The sequence below is a fragment of the Pseudomonas abietaniphila genome (assembly GCF_039697315.1).
Classification (GTDB): Bacteria; Pseudomonadota; Gammaproteobacteria; order Pseudomonadales; family Pseudomonadaceae; genus Aquipseudomonas; species Aquipseudomonas abietaniphila_B.
Window position 1 is genome coordinate 382,362 of record NZ_CP155619.1, and the last position, 15,356, is coordinate 397,717.

At 61.5% G+C, this 15,356-nt stretch carries 10 protein-coding genes; 5 read left to right on the plus strand and 5 right to left on the minus strand.

Features of this window, described 5'->3' with window-relative positions; genetic code table 11:
- Window positions 1–18: 18 nt before the first annotated feature.
- Together ABDX87_RS01625 and ABDX87_RS01630 are read right to left on the minus strand one after the other, a co-directional pair.
- A complete protein-coding gene (locus ABDX87_RS01625) occupies window positions 19–1,065 on the minus strand; it encodes a class I SAM-dependent methyltransferase (RefSeq protein WP_346831273.1) in 1,047 nt (348 codons plus the stop codon).
- A 169-nt stretch (window positions 1,066–1,234) separates the two neighbouring features.
- Window positions 1,235–1,534 carry a hypothetical protein gene (locus ABDX87_RS01630; RefSeq protein WP_346831274.1) on the minus strand — a complete coding sequence of 100 codons (300 nt, stop codon included), beginning with the start codon at window positions 1,532–1,534 and terminating at the stop codon, window positions 1,235–1,237.
- Between the two features lie 97 nt (window positions 1,535–1,631).
- Between ABDX87_RS01630 and ABDX87_RS01635 the strand changes: the two genes are divergently transcribed.
- Window positions 1,632–2,084: a hypothetical protein gene (locus ABDX87_RS01635; RefSeq protein WP_346831275.1), complete on the plus strand. Its 453-nt coding sequence runs from the start codon at window positions 1,632–1,634 to the stop codon at window positions 2,082–2,084.
- Here ABDX87_RS01635 and ABDX87_RS01640 read toward each other — a convergent pair.
- Window positions 2,068–4,953 (minus strand): sensor domain-containing phosphodiesterase, encoded by a 2,886-nt coding sequence (locus ABDX87_RS01640; RefSeq protein ID WP_346831276.1) that lies wholly within the window; start codon window positions 4,951–4,953, stop codon window positions 2,068–2,070. The genes ABDX87_RS01635 and ABDX87_RS01640 overlap by 17 nt on opposite strands.
- A 296-nt stretch (window positions 4,954–5,249) precedes the next feature.
- On the opposite strand from ABDX87_RS01640, the gene ABDX87_RS01645 reads away from it, so the two are divergent.
- The 4 genes from ABDX87_RS01645 (at window position 5,250) to ABDX87_RS01660 (ending at window position 10,569) form a co-directional block, all read left to right on the plus strand.
- Entirely contained in the window at window positions 5,250–6,314 is a 1,065-nt protein-coding gene (locus ABDX87_RS01645) for an NAD(P)-dependent alcohol dehydrogenase (RefSeq protein ID WP_346831277.1), read from the plus strand.
- Window positions 6,315–6,672: 358 nt separating this feature from the next.
- Window positions 6,673–7,335 carry a (2Fe-2S)-binding protein gene (locus ABDX87_RS01650; RefSeq protein ID WP_346831278.1) on the plus strand — a complete coding sequence of 221 codons (663 nt, stop codon included), beginning with the start codon at window positions 6,673–6,675 and terminating at the stop codon, window positions 7,333–7,335.
- The gene (locus tag ABDX87_RS01655; RefSeq protein WP_346831279.1) at window positions 7,335–8,318 is read left to right on the plus strand and encodes an FAD binding domain-containing protein; all 984 of its coding nucleotides are present in this window, start codon (window positions 7,335–7,337) and stop codon (window positions 8,316–8,318) included. The genes ABDX87_RS01650 and ABDX87_RS01655 overlap by 1 nt, the downstream gene beginning before the upstream one ends.
- 16 nt (window positions 8,319–8,334) lie before the next feature.
- Window positions 8,335–10,569 carry a xanthine dehydrogenase family protein molybdopterin-binding subunit gene (locus ABDX87_RS01660; protein WP_346831280.1) on the plus strand — a complete coding sequence of 745 codons (2,235 nt, stop codon included), beginning with the start codon at window positions 8,335–8,337 and terminating at the stop codon, window positions 10,567–10,569.
- A gap of 79 nt (window positions 10,570–10,648) precedes the next feature.
- On the opposite strand, the gene ABDX87_RS01665 is transcribed toward ABDX87_RS01660, so the two are convergent.
- Both ABDX87_RS01665 and rlmKL read right to left on the minus strand, forming a co-directional pair.
- The gene (locus ABDX87_RS01665; protein ID WP_346831281.1) at window positions 10,649–12,658 is read right to left on the minus strand and encodes a diguanylate cyclase; all 2,010 of its coding nucleotides are present in this window, start codon (window positions 12,656–12,658) and stop codon (window positions 10,649–10,651) included.
- 159 nt (window positions 12,659–12,817) lie between these two features.
- The gene (gene rlmKL / locus ABDX87_RS01670; protein ID WP_346831282.1) at window positions 12,818–15,088 is read right to left on the minus strand and encodes a bifunctional 23S rRNA (guanine(2069)-N(7))-methyltransferase RlmK/23S rRNA (guanine(2445)-N(2))-methyltransferase RlmL; all 2,271 of its coding nucleotides are present in this window, start codon (window positions 15,086–15,088) and stop codon (window positions 12,818–12,820) included.
- Window positions 15,089–15,356 lie beyond the last annotated feature (268 nt).

Below are 15,356 nucleotides of genomic sequence, written 5' to 3' on the forward strand. Positions count from 1 at the left end.
AATCCACAGGCGCCCTTCCTATTTACGGGCCTCCAGTATGAGGTTGAAGGGTGTCTCGGCGGCGCGACGGAAATACTTGAACCCCGCTTCGACAAACACATCGCGCAAGCGCCCCTCTCCCGCCTGCGCACCCAAGCCGAGCCCCACCTCTTGCGACAGTGAATTCGGCGTGCAGATAAACGTCGAGGCCGCATAAAACAAGCGACCTACCGGTGAGATGTTCTGCTCCAGCGTGTCGTTCGCATAAGGCTCGACCAACAGAACGGTCCCGTCCGGCTTCAAGGCCTGGAACGCATGACGCGCGGCACCGACCGGGTCTCCCATGTCGTGCAGGCAGTCGAAGTAACACACCAGATCATATGCTTCGCCGGGAAAATCCTTGGCCGCACCCTGCGCAAAGCTGACGCGATCACTGACGCCGCCCTCCTTTGCGCGCTGAGTTGCCGTGGAAACAGACGGCGCGTGATAGTCGAAACCTACAAACCGAGATGCCGGAAAGGCCTGTGCCATGACGATCGTCGAGGCGCCATGCCCGCAGCCAATGTCGGCAACCCTGGCACCTTTTTTCAGCTTGTCGACGACACCGTCCAACGCCGGTAGCCACTGACTCACCAAGTACGTCTTGTAACCCGGTCTGAAAAAACGCTCGGTGCCGCTGAACATACACGGATGGTGATCGCCCCAGGGAAGCCCGCCATCTCCCCGCATGGCGGCGACCAACTTGTCCTTGTCGTGGAACATCGACGCCACCACCATGATGCCGCCTGCCACGTAGACCGGCGAATCCTCGATGGCCAGCGCCAGCGCCTGTTCTTCGGGTAACACGAACTCACCGCCGCAGTGTTCCATATAGCCGGATGCGACATGCGCGCTCAGCCACTCGCGGATCAGCCGGGCATTGCAGCCTGTCTTCTCGGCAAGGGCTTGCGGGGTCACCGGTTTGCTATCCGCCATCGCCTTATACAGCCCCAGTTCATCGCCCAGCATCACATTGGCGAGCATCGCGGCGGCGCCCATGTCGGACACCAGCGAGCCCATGAACGCGTGAAGTTTTGCCTCGTCCATAACGGACCCTCCTCTCAGAAGGCCACCGTCGGCACGGGCTGATCTGTCCTGAAAACTGTTGGCGGTGGTCGGATGTAAACGACGGCGTGTTTCGTCAAGCCCGAACCGAGACAGGCCCTGCGTCGTCGTGAAGCGTAGATTCTAACCCCACGATGGAACGACGTACGTTTCACTGGGCCGAACGGCACCACCACGATTGCGCGTACCAGCGCTCACCGTCGAACTCGATCCCGCTCAGTGTGAAGCCCTCTCTGGCCATCGCCGAGACTGTGGCGTCGTAGAGTTCTGGCAATAACAACGCGCCTGCGCCGTAGACCGGCCGCAGGCTTGCCACGTTGGAGTGCCGGTTCAGCGCGTCGCACACGCGGTGGGCGATGGTCAGATCGCCGAGGATCGCGGCAGTGCGTTTTGCAGGCACCGACTGAAGTGCGACACCTTTGCTGCGTCGAGGGGTGATGACAAATTGCATGGTGGGGTTGCCTGATAAACTGTACGTATATACAGTTAACGCAACATGGCGTGCAGGGTCAACGGCGCCGAACCTCATTCCGACAAGGTGACGGCTCATGTGCGGCGGAATCGAAGCGAAAGACAAAAACCGGGCGTATGAGCCTGTGCGGGTCTATTTCCCGAATCCCAAAGCGGCGTTCCCGGTCATGCTGGAAGACGGCACCGATCTGGGATGGTTGCCCTGGGGGCGCCGTAAGGAACAACTCGGCAGCGGACCGCAAGGCGGCTGGGCAAGACGTGAGAGCCTTGAAAATGGCACGTGGGCGAAGTACCGGCCTCAGCGCGCGTTCGGGCTGATCAGCCGCTACATGGAGAAAGACGCCGAACGCGTGTCGCACTGGTTCGACGTGGAAGATGGGCAGGCGCTGGAATGCGTGGTGACCGGCGAGCCGGGAGACCGACGCGTGTATGTTGTGACGTCACCTTCGCCACCGCAGTTCTCAGCCATCCACGACCGCTGGCCGCTGATCGCGCAAATTCCGGGCGATGGGTTTATTGCAGCGTACTGAGGTCCAGCTTGTCCTGCGGCACCGGCATCGAGAAATAATAGCCCTGCGCCTGCCCTGCCCCCATCTCCCTCAACAGTTCCAGGGTCGCTGCATCCTCGACCCCTTCGGCGACCACGGTCAGCCCCAAAGACTCGGCCATGCGCACAATGGCGCGGACGATGGCGCGGCTGCGTGAACTGGTGGTCAGCTCCAGGGTGAACGACTTGTCGATCTTCAAACCGCTGAAATGGTACTGATGCACGTAACTGAGCGAGGAGAAACCCGCGCCGAAATCGTCGAGCACCACGGAAACACCGTTGTCGGCCAGATGCTTCATGGCCTGACGGGCCAACTCGGGCTCGGCCACCAGCGCGCCTTCGGTCAGTTCAAGGCAAATGCGCGACGGCGCGACCCCGTGCTGACTGAGCAGACCCAGCACCTCACTGGCGAACTCAGGCCGGCTGATGCTGTAGCTTGAGCAGTTCACGTGCACCGTCGGCCAATGCGCATGCGCGGGCTTGGCGAGCATCGCCACGACCTGCTGCAGCATGTAGAAGTCCAGTCTGCCGATCAGGCGCAAACCTTCCAGCGCGGGCAGGAATTGCCCGGGTGCAATCACCCGGCCATCCGACTGGCGCCAGCGAATGAGCGCTTCCAGCGCGAGAATCTTGCCCGTGGCGACGTCGATGATCGGCTGAAAATACGGCAGCAGTTCGTCGGTGCGCTTGAGCGCATTGCGCAGCGCCCCTTCCTGCTCCATCTGGTCGGACACCTCGCGGCGCACTTCCTGGTTGAACACTGCATAACTGTCGCGCCCGGCGTTCTTGACGCGGTACATCGCCGTGTCGGCGTCGCGCAACAGATCGGCCGGCTCTTTATGAAACTGTAAATCGGCCCCCACCACACCGATGCTGCAGGAGGAAAACACCGCATGCCCATCGATGTAAAACGGCACGTCGAACGCCAGCAGAATGCGCTCGGCAATCGCGACCGTGATGTCGGGCGGCGCCGCATAGGCCAGCACCGCGAACTCGTCGCCACCCAGCCGCGCCAACAGGTCGCTGTCACGCATGCAACTGCGCAGACGGTCGGCGGCCTGAATCAGCAGCAGGTCACCCGAATGGTGCCCCAGGCTGTCATTGACCATCTTGAAGCGGTCGAGGTCGATGAACATGACCACCAGTTCCTGCCCCTTGTCGCAGAAATTGTCCCACGCCACCTGCAAACGCTGTTGCAAATGGCTGCGGTTGGGCAGGCCGGTCAGTGAGTCGTGGGCATTCTCATGCTGCAGCTTGGCGTTGGCGTAATCCAGTTCACGGGTGCGGTCTTGCACTCGGGCTTCAAGCCGCAGATTGGCGGTATGAATCGCCTCGGCAGCGCTGCGTCGTGACAGCGCGGTGTCGATGTGCCGGGAAACGAAGGTCAGCAAATCCTGATCGCGAAGCGAATAGCTGACCTGTGGCGAATAACTCTGCACCGCCAGCACCCCACGCACGACACCGCCTTCGAACAACGGGATCCCGAGCCAGGAGCAGGAACGGTTGATGTCATTCTGGATGGTGATCTCACCCGAGTTTTCCAGGCGCCGCGCCTCGGCACTGTCGATCAGGCACGGACGGCGCTGGCGGATGACGTACTCGGTGAATCCACGCTCCCCCCGTCGAGGGTCGGGACGTCGGGTCAGGCGCTCATCGACGTAGTACGGGAAGGTCACCTCGCCCGTCGCGTCGTCGAACAGCGCGATGTAGAAGTTCAGGGCAAACAGCAGTTCACCGACGATGCCGTGCAGGCTTTTGAACAGGTCGGCCATATCGCCCGGCTGACTGGACAGCTCGGTGATCTGGAACAGCGCGCTCTGCAAGTGTTCCGCGCGCTCGCGGTCAGCGACTTCGCTGCGCAAGGCGTCGTTGAGGCGGGAGAGCTCGAGGGTTCGACGGGCCACGGTTTCTTCAAGCTGAGCGCGGTGCAGGATGCGGTCCAGCGCCATGGCCACGTGACGGGCGACAACCAGAAACAGCTCCTGATCCTCAACGCTGTAAACCCGCGAAACGTCGTAGACCTGCATGGCAAGCATGCCGAACACATCGTCGGAGGCGTTCTTCAGCGGCGCCCCCATCCAGAACTCGGGACGATGCCCGACGCAGTGAAAATGCTCCAGCGCCTGGGCCCGCTCGATGCCGGCGGCGTCAACGAACAGCGGTTGCTCGGTGGTCAGGACATACCCGGTCATGGACAGCCGCTCCGGGTCGAGAAATTCCTGGGTTTCGGCCTCCAGTGCGTCCACGTCAGTGATGTCAATGTAATAGGGATACGTGACCTTGCCGCTGTGGCTCTCGTACAGCGCCAGATAGAAGTTCTCGGCGTCGATCAGCGTCGACAGCTGTTCATGAACGCCCTGAAGAAACGCCGAACGGTCTCGGGTCGAACTCGCCAGGTAGGTGATTTCGTACAGCACCCGCTGAGTGGCCTGGGCGCGCGCCAGCGCGTCGGTCTGCAAGCGCGCACCCAGCTTGCTCGCCAACGCCACCAGAAACGGATTCCCGGACTCACGCTCAGGCGTCAGCAACCAGCCCAGCGCCGATTCGCCATGCCCCGTTACCCAGCGCTGCAGCCCGTGATCGCGACAGAACGCGTCGAAGCCTTCCCGGGGAATCAACCGGGGCCATTCGGTCCACGCATCGCCCTGCCCCATCAGATGCATGTGCTGTCCAGCGCGGTAGGCCGCCCAGCTCAGTTCAGGAGCGGCCAGCCTGGCTGCGCGCAATAACGATTCAAGGGTGGTTTCGTCGATCATCGAAGACACATCTTCCAGCCCGTCGTCGCGCGGTCGCGACGCCTGTTCGTCGGCTAATGGCGAGCGCTGGGTAGGGTTCGAGACACGGGAATTCATTGGCGCTCCATTGCCAGCCTGGGACTGGGCTATCTTCATGGGGTCTGACAGATGGTTGCAAGCGCCATATTCGTTTTTGCTGCCTATAAACGACGGAAAATGGGCATTTCACGACATTTCACGTGACTCTGACGTATTTATCGGCAGGCTGGCATTGAAATGAAAGTTTTTCCTGAAACGCCGGTCGGGTGAAGCGTCCCCGACATCGCGCTGTCTGAGAATGACCTTTGACCGTCTTCCCCGGTCTCAGAACCCCTAGGCACAGTCCTTTTTGCCCAACTGGAGATGATCACAACATGATCAAGACTTACAGCTACGCCGCGCAAAAACCCACTGACAAACTGGCGCCCTTTCAAATCGAACGCCGTGATCCGGGCGCCGATGACGTGCAGATCGACATCCTTTTTTGTGGCGTCTGCCACTCCGACCTGCACACCGCGCGTAATGAATGGAACAACACCTTGTACCCGTCGGTGCCGGGCCACGAGATCGTCGGCAAGGTCACGGCCGTCGGCGCCAACGTCAAACAGTTCAAAGTCGGTGATCTGGCAGGCGTGGGCTGCATGGTCGACAGCTGCCAGCATTGCGCCTCCTGCGCCGAAGGCGACGAGCAGTACTGCGAAAACGGCTTCACCGGCACGTACAACGGTCCGGTGTTCGGCGGCGAAAATACCTTCGGTGGCTATTCCGACAAGATCGTGGTGAAGGAAAAGTTCGTTCTGAAGATTTCTCACAGCGACAACCTCGCCGCTGTCGCGCCGTTGCTGTGTGCCGGGATCACTACCTATTCCCCGCTGCATCACTGGAAAGTCGGCCCGGGCAAGAAAGTCGGGGTGGTCGGGCTCGGTGGTCTGGGTCACATGGCCGTGAAAATCGCGCATGCCATGGGCGCACACGTAGTCCTGTTCACTACTTCGCCGAACAAGCGTGAAGACGGCCTGCGCCTGGGCGCCGACGAAGTCGTGGTCTCCAAAAACCCGGATGAGATGGCAAAACAGGCCAACAAGCTCGACTTCATCCTCAACACCGTCGCCGCGCCTCACGATCTGGATGCGTTCCTGAACCTGCTCAAGCGCGACGGCACGATGACGCTGGTCGGTGCGCCGGATCATCCCCATCCATCGCCTACGGTGTTCAACCTGATCTTCAAGCGCCGCAGCCTGGCAGGCTCGCTCATCGGCGGCATCAAGGAAACCCAGGAAATGCTGGATTTCTGCGCCAGACACGGGATCGTCTCGGACATCGAGATGATTCACATGAAGGACATCAACGAAGCCTACGAGCGCATGGTCAAGGGTGACGTGAAATACCGTTTCGTCATCGACATGGCCACCCTTAAAGAAGAAGCGTCAGCAGCCTGATGCTTCCAAGGCGCAGGGCTGATCGGCGTTCGCCGACCCGCCCGGCCCTTTCGTAACCTCCTGTGTTTTTCCTGCGCAAAATTTCCGCAACCATTCTCGTCGGCACAGGTCACTAATCCTGCGCTCCTTGCTCTGCAAGCCCCGCAACCCCTTGTTCCGCTTCAGCCGCCAGGCCCTTGTTCAAGTGTGCAAAGCGGATTAGAGAGAACCATTCAAAAGCGTATGTACTTATTCAAATGAATGCGCAGACCGTTCATTGATTATGGTGGGTCGCTTGACGCATCAACTGCCGTACATGCCTGGGCGCCCGCCCACCGTCGGGGCCAGGCTTGACTCAACGCTGACGAGGAACCTGTCCATGACCGATCAGCCTGATAAAAATGAGCCGCAATCCGACCTCACGGCCTTCACCGTGCCGTCGCGCAGAAACTTTCTCAAATCCATCGGTGTTTCCAGCCTCGCCGCCGCGACGGCGCCGATCTGGACCCAGGCACTGGAAGCCCAGGCCGCCGTGCCCGACGACACCGACCCACCGGCCAGGGATGAGCGGCGCATGACCCTCAAGGTCAATGGCCAGGCCCATACCCTCAATCTCCCCGCCAACGCCGCGCTGCTGGATGTGCTGCGTGACCGTTTGCAACTGACGGGCACCAAGAAAGGCTGCGACCACGGCCAGTGCGGGGCTTGCACCGTTCATGTCAACGGCACCGCGATCAACGCGTGTCTGTCGCTCGCAGCCATGCACGAAGGCGACGAGATCACCACCGTTGAAGGCCTCGCGAAAAACGGACAACTGCACCCGGTGCAGGAAGCCTTCTGGGAGCACGACGCCTACCAATGCGGTTACTGCACCAGCGGCCAGATCATGAGCGCCGTGGCCATGCTTCAGGACAAGAACATCGGCAGCGACGACCACAGCGTTCGCGAGGCCATGAGCGGCAACATCTGCCGCTGCGGCGCCTACAAGAACATTCTGGCGGCGATTCAGAGCGCAAGAATCAAGCTGCAGGAGGTGACCTGATGAGAGCCTTTGATTACGTCCGCGCCGGCAGCGTCGAGCAGGCCGTCGCGACCCACGCGAAAAGCGATACAGCGTTTTTTCTCGCCGGCGGCACCACCCTGCTCGATCTGGTGAAACTCGACGTGATGCCAGCCGATCAGGTAATCGACGTCAATCACCTGTCCCTCAAGCAGATCGAGGTGCAGAAGGACGGCCGCGTGCGCATCGGTGCGCTGGTGACTAACAGCGATCTGGCGCATCACGCCTACATTGTCGAACACTACCCGGTGTTGTCTCAGGCGCTGCTGTCCGGCGCGACCACGCAGTTGCGCAACAAGGCGACCACGGCGGGCAATGTCATGCAGCGGGTGCGTTGCAATTATTTCCGGGACGGCTATTCGCCGTGCAACAAACGTCAACCCGGCTCGGGCTGCGCCGCCATCGACGGCCATAACCGCAGCGTGCATGCGGTCCTCGGCACCAGCGACCAGTGCATCGCGACGCATCCGTCGGACATGTGCGTGGCGATGGCAGCCATCGGCGCAACCATCGACGTGCAGGGTCCCAAAGGCAAACGCAGCATCGACTTCCTCGACTTCCATCTGCTGCCGGGCTCGACACCCTGGAAAGAGCATGCCCTGCAGGACGACGAACTGATCACTCACGTGGTGCTGGAGGCACCGCTGGCCGGGAGCCGATCGGGTTACCTGAAGCTCCGTGACCGGGCCTCGTATCAGTTTGCCCTGGCGTCCAGCGCGGTGATTCTGGTGATGGATGGCGACACCGTGCGCGAGGCACGGATTGCCATGGGCGGCGTAGGCACCAGACCCTGGCGGGCGATGGAAGCCGAACGCGCGCTCAAAGGTGCGACCCTCACGCCGCAAAACATGGAGAAGGCGGCCGCGATCGCGATGCAAGGCGCCAAACCCTATCGCCATAACGCCTACAAGATTGCCCTTGGGCAACAGGCGATCGTGCGCAACCTCAGCACCCTGACGGCATGACCGGGAGGACACGAACATGACGGACTCAACCATGATCGGCTCGGCGCCACGCCGGATTGACGGGCGGCGCAAGGTGACCGGCGCGGCCATGTACGCCTCCGACCACCACCTGCAAAACATGGCTTACGGCTACGGCGTTTTCAGCACCGTCGCCAGCGGCAAGATCACCGCGCTGGACCTCGACGCGGCACGCAAATCCCCAGGCGTGCTGGAGGTTTTCCACCACGGCAATTTCCCGTCGCTGTACCACAACTCGGCGCTGCCGATGTCCTTCGCGCAGATCCTCAAGGCGGCCAAGTCCGACGAAAGCCGCCTGCCGTTCGAGGACGACACGGTGTACTACGCCGGGCAGTTCGTCGCCCTGGTGGTGGCCGATACCTTCGAGCACGCCCGCGCAGCGGCTTACAAGATCAAGGTCAGCTACAGCAAGACCAACGCCGTCGCCAACCTTGAGCAGGGTCTGAAAGCCGGCACGCTGCAGGACGGCAGCCCGAACCACACCCGAGGGGATGCGGCATCGGCCTTTGACAGCGCCGCCCACAGCATCGACGCGACGTATTCGACGCCGGTGGAAACCCATAACCCGATGGAAATGCACGCCACCGTCGCCAGTTGGGAAGACGGCCGACTGATTGTCTACGAGGCCTCTCAGGGTGTGGTCGCGCATCGCAACTCGCTGGCGAAGATCTTCGGGTTGATACCGGAAAAGGTCGAGGTTCGCGCGCCGTTCATTGGCTCGGGATTTGGCAGCAAGCTATGGATCTGGCCGCACTCGGTCGCGGCCTGTGGCGCAGCCAAGGTCCTCGATCGCCCGGTACAGTTGGTCGTACCTCGGCAACAGATGTTCACCACCACCGGGCATCGGCCTGAAACCCGGCAGCGGCTGCGCCTGGCCACCGACGACAAGGGCCAGCTGGTGTCGGTCCGTCACGAGTCGATCAACACCACGTCGTTCACCGACCCGTACAAGGAAAACTGCGGCACCTCGACCAAAAGCCTGTACAGCTGCGCGAACGTACTGGTGACGCACAAGACCATTGAAGTCAATCGCGGCACACCGACCTCGATGCGCGCGCCAGGCGCCGCGCCCGGGCTGTTCGCCCTGGAATCGGCGATGGACGAGATGGCCGATAAAATCGGCATGGACCCGCTGCAGTTTCGCAAGCTCAACGTCTCGGAACGTGACGAGAGCCAGAACCTGCCATGGTCCAGTAACCATTTGCAGGAATGCATCGACCAGGCGGCCGAGCGCTTCGGCTGGAGCAAGCGTAATCCCAAACCGGGTTCGATGAAGGAAGGCACTGAAATCATCGGCTATGGCATGGCGGCCTGTAACTGGGACGCCTATCGCACCCCTGCCGAGGCGCAAGTTTCATTGCGTGCAGACGGCACGGCGTACGCGATCTGCGGCGTGCAGGACATCGGGACCGGCACCTACACCATCGTGGCGCAAGTGGTCAGCAGCATCACCGGCATCCCGCTGGACAAAATCGAGGTCGAACTCGGCAACTCCTCGTTCCCTCCCGCGCCCGTGTCAGGCGGGTCCTGGGCGACGGCCAGCGTGTTGCCTGCGATTGCAGAAGCGACGCGTCAGGCCATCGAGCAACTGAAAGCCTTCTCCGCAGCACCCAAAGGCGTGTTTGCAGGGACCAAGGCCGATCAGATCAGCTTCGAACAGGGCCAGTTGAAAAGCGGCGAGAAAGCCTTTGCCATCGCCGACGTGCTCAAGGCGCAGAAGCAGTCGAGCGCCTTCGGTGAAGCGAAAACCGGGATGAACGACACCAGCAAGCATTCGTTCCGCTCGTTCGGGGTGCATTTCGTGGAAGTCCGCTGGGATCCGGGCATCTCGCGGCTGCGCGTCGCGCGGGTGGTCAGCGCCATCGACGTCGGCAAAGTGATCAACCACAAGACCTCGCTCAATCAGGTCGAAGGGGCCATCGTCATGGGCGTCGGGATGGCGCTGTTCGAAGCCACTGATTTCGACGAGCGCGACGGCATGCCGGTCAACAACAACTACGCCGAGTACGTGGTGCCCGTGCACGCAGACCAGCCGGAAATCGACGTGATCCTGCTCGATTATCCCGACTACGAACTCAATGAGTTCGGCGCACGCGGCATCGGCGAGATCGGCATTACCGGCCTTGCCGCGGCCGTCGCCAACGCCGTGTCACATGCCACTGGCAAGCGCATCCGCGACCTGCCGATCACCCTCGACAAACTGATGGAGCTGCCGCCAACGATGAGTGCCTAATCAACGATGAGGCCATCGTGTGGGCGCGAGTTCATTCGCGCCCACACGATATTGCGCCAACCCGGTACTGATCAAACGCTCACAGTAACTCCGGCTCGATCCGGTCCCGCCCTCCCATCTTTGCGGCATAGACACCCGAATCGGCGCGCAGCAGCAAGGCATCGCCTCCCTCGCCTTTACGCCAGCTGGCGATCCCGAAACTGGCGGTCACCCGGCCCACGCCGTCCACCGGTTCCGCGCGCAACGCCGCCCATAGCTCACTGGCGAGCGCAAACGCCTGGTTGCCATCGGTGTCCGGGCACAGCACCATGAACTCCTCGCCCCCGAGGCGGCAGAACACATCGCTGCGACGCAGACGGTGACAGAGGCGCCTGCAGATCGCCTGTAACACATGGTCACCCACCGCGTGCCCCAGTTGATCGTTGATGCACTTGAAATGATCGATGTCGAGCATCACGACCGCGAAAATCCCGCCGTGCCGCTCGACGCGCAGCAATTCAGCCTGCAGACGCTCCTGGAAATATCGCCGGTTGTAGACGCCCGTCAACGCGTCGGTCACCGACATGGTCCGCAGCTCTTCCTCCACACGCTTGCGTTCGGTGATGTCCAGACACACTGCCAGGTAGCCGATCCATTGATCGTGCTCATCAAGCACCGGGCTGACCTGCATGTTGACCCGCAGATGGCTTGCGTCCTGGCGCACCAATGTCCAGTCATGCGCCTGATGGCCGTGCTCCTCGACCGACTCCACAAGCATGGCTTCCCCGGTCTTGATCGAACGTCCATAACGCTGGCTCAGCTCGCAGACATGCTCGGCCAGCTCGGACGACAGGTGCAGCTGACGCAGCGTCAGTTGCCCGCACACCTCTTCACTGCTGTACCCCAGCATCCGTTCGGCGCCGATATTGAAGGTAGTGATCACCCCGTCCAGATCGGTGGCGATGATCGCCACTTGTGTCGCGGCGTCCAGCACATTGCGCAGCTGTCCGTGGGCGCTGCGCAGTTGCTGCTCGCGCTGACGCAACTGCCCGGTGCGCTGCTCCACCAGACGCAAGGCGCGCTGACGCTGGCTGATCAAGGCGTACAGCAAGGCACTGAGCATGAAACTGAGCAGCGCGCCGAGAACCACCACGCTGTCATTCCCGGACGGGTTGGCGGTGATGAACACCGTGGTCGGCCGGACTTGCAGGCGATAGCTGCGCCCAGCGAAATCCAGCGTTTTGGTGAGTTTCAGATCACTGATCGCTGGCTTGGTCGCCGATTCATACAACAGCGCCGGCGCCTGCGCCGACGTGAGGTCTTCCAGGCCAACCGCCAGATTGTCCTGGTCAGTGGGGGGCAATGCTTCGGTCATCATCTGGCGCAGGCTGATCACCGCCAGCAAGAATCCCTGCAAGGGCTCTGCCTCGGCTCCCGTGACATGAGAACGGGCCACCACGGGCGCAACCAACAGCACACCCTCGCGATTCTCCGTTTCCAGCCCCATCAGGTCCATCCGGGGCGAAGCCGCCATTTCACCAGACTGCAGCGCGCGCTCAAGCGTTGCCCGTCGTACGCTTTCGGAGTTCACGTCGAAGCCCAATGGCAAGGCCGAGGTGCCGAGGCTCCGGGCATACCGGACCGGGAAGTAATACGGCCGTGTGCCGGCCACCTTGAGCGCTTGATCGTCGCCGAGCTCTCGCACGGAATAATCCGTCAGACCAGCTTCGCGCGCGCGACGTTCATACGATGGTCGATCAGCATCAGCCACTTTCGGCGCCCACGCATAAACCTGGGTGTACACGAGCAGAGGATGAGTGAATCCGTTGAATTCGTCTTCCGACACCTCGTCGGAATACACGAAGAAGCGACGCAGACTGTCCACGCGTCGAACCTGTCCTTCGAGGCGGTCCTCAATTCGGCTGATACGCTCCGCGGCCAACAGTTCGAACCGCTGATACAACTGACGCTGATACGACTCGACATTGGCCCAAGCCAAAAAGGCTGTCAGCACGGCGCCCGCAGAAAACACGAGCGTACCCACAACCCATGAGGAGCTGTCTTCGTTGATGAGGCCAAGGATTTTGGCGCTTGCCTTGTTTGACGACATACGCAGAACTCATGACGCCACAGTGTTGCCGCGACACGTGGCCAGAATTCACTTATAGCTATTCGCCATTAGTTTGCATAGTGCTGTGTGTCGCCCGCCTTATAACGTGTCCAAGCGCCGGCCCGTGCGGGCTGGCGCTTGGCGCACGGCGGTAACGGTTCAGCGCGCGGTGATCTTCCAGGCGCGGTGGACTTTGCCGTTACGGGCGAAATCCGGGTCGATGGTTTGCTGGGTGATCTCCTCGACGGCATAACGTTCGGCCAGGTTCTCTTCCAGCTGGAACTTGCGGAAGTTGTTCGAGAAGTACAGCACCCCGCCGCTGGCCAGACGCGCCATCGCCAGGTCAATCAACTGCACCTGATCGCGCTGCACATCGAACACTCCCTCCATGCGCTTGGAGTTGGAGAACGTCGGCGGATCGATGAAGATCAGGTCGTACTCGTCACGACTGGACTCAAGCCAGGCCATGACATCGCCTTGCTCCAGACGGTTCTTGTCCGAGAAACCATTGAGCGACAGGTTGCGGCGTGCCCAGTCCAGATAAGTTTTCGACAGATCGACACTGGTCGTGCTGCGTGCACCGCCTTTGGCTGCATGAACGCTGGCCGTGGCGGTGTAACAGAACAGGTTAAGGAAACGCTTGCCCGCCGCTTCGCGCTGAATGCGCATCCGCATGGGTCGGTGATCGAGGAACAGACCGGTGTCCAGGTAGTCGGTCAGGTTGACCAGCAGCTTGATGCCGCCTTCGTTCACCTCGTTGAACTTGCCCTGCGCGCTCTGACGCTCGTATTGCCTGGTACCGCTCTGGCGCTCACGGCGCTTGACCACCACGCGGCTCTTGTCGATGTTCAGTGCCTGCGGAATCGCGGCCAGTGCGTCGAACATGCGAATCGAGGCCTTTTCCGGGTCGATGGACTTCGGTGCCGCGTACTCCTGAACGTGGACCCAGTCGTGGTACAGATCGATGGCCATCGCGTATTCAGGCATGTCCGCATCGTAGACGCGGTAGCAGTCGATCCCTTCGCGCTTGACCCACTTGCTCATTGCCTTGAGGTTCTTCTGCAGGCGGTTGGCAAACATTTGCCCGCCTTCGCTCAAGCGTGGCTGCTCGATGACCGGCGCCGGCGCAGGTGTCGGCTTGATCGGGTTGCCGTTCTTGTTGAACTGACGCTCTTGCGGCTCGTCCGGTGTCTGGTCGTAGGCGGCCTGCTCGCGCTCAGCCTGACGCTGTTCCGGGGTACGCCGCTCGCCCGTGACGAACTGGTCAGGCTGGACCTTGATCAGCAAAAGCTTGCAGGGCAACGCACCGTTCCAGAACGCATACTGCTTGTGGCTGCGGATGCCCATGCGCTTGCCCAGGTCCGGGGCGCCGGTAAACACGGCAGCCTCCCAGTTCAGGCATGCCTGACGCAGGCGCTCGCCGAGGTTCTGGTAGAGGTACAACAGGCTTGCCTCATCACCCAGACGCTCGCCGTACGGAGGGTTACAGATGACCAGGCCTTTCTGGTTCTGGTCTGGACGTGGCTCGAAGGTCGCGACCTCGCCCTGGTAAATCTTGATCCAGTCCGACAGGCCCGCGCGCTCGACGTTGTTGCGGCCGGGCTGAATCAGCCGTGGATCGGCTTCGTAGCCACGGATCCAGGACGGCGTCTTCGCAAGGCCTGCCTCGGCACGCGCCAGCGCTTCATCGTGCAATTTGCGCCACAGGGCCGGAACATGCCCCAGCCAGGCCGAAAAGCCCCAACGCTCGCGCTTCAGGTTCGGGGCGATGTCGGCGGCGATCATGGCGGCTTCGACCAGGAACGTGCCTGCGCCGCACATCGGGTCAGCCAGTGCACCGCCTTCGGCCGCGATACGTGGCCAGCCGGAACGGATGAGGATGGCGGCCGCGAGGTTTTCCTTCAACGGCGCCGCACCCTGCTGCAAGCGATAACCACGCTGGTGCAGGCTGTGGCCGGACAGGTCCAGGGAAAGGATGGCTTCGCCACGGTCCAGGCGCAGGTGAACGCGCAGGTCGGGATTGAGCTTGTCGATGGACGGGCGCAAACCGTCCGAGGTGCGCAGACGGTCGACGATGGCGTCTTTGACCTTCAAGGCGCCGAAATGGGTGTTGTCGATGCCCGAGCCGTGGCCACTGAATTCCACGGCCAGCGTGCCGTCGGGCTCCAGATGGTCGGCCCACTCGATGTCATGAACCCCGTGATAGAGGTCTTCGGCGTCCTTCATCGGGAAGCGCTTGAGCACCAGCAACACACGGTTGGCCAGCCGCGACCACAAACACAGCCGGTAGGCGGTTTCCATGTCGGCGCTGCCGCGGATGGTCGATGTGTGTTCGCGGGTTTCCTGGAGGCCAAGTGCAGTGGCTTCCTCAGCGAGCAGGCCTTCGAGGCCTTTGGGACAGGTGAGGAAAAGTTCGTAACGGTCCGACATGAGTATTCCAGAGCCTTGGCTATGAGTGGCTGGACAACGCATTGTCCAGCCCGATTCAAACAGGCGCCTTTCATGGAGAACGCCTGCGTGGCACACACATTGTGCCGATCCACCACACCGATACATTTCGAGTGAGGCAGCAGTGAGGCAGCTATGCCCGCCCGCATGGCGGGCCGACATTCTGATATTAAAAAACCACTATTCAGCCCGACGACGCCAGTAATAAAAAGTCACATCACTGACCCTTCGTCGTTTTAAATCTGACGTC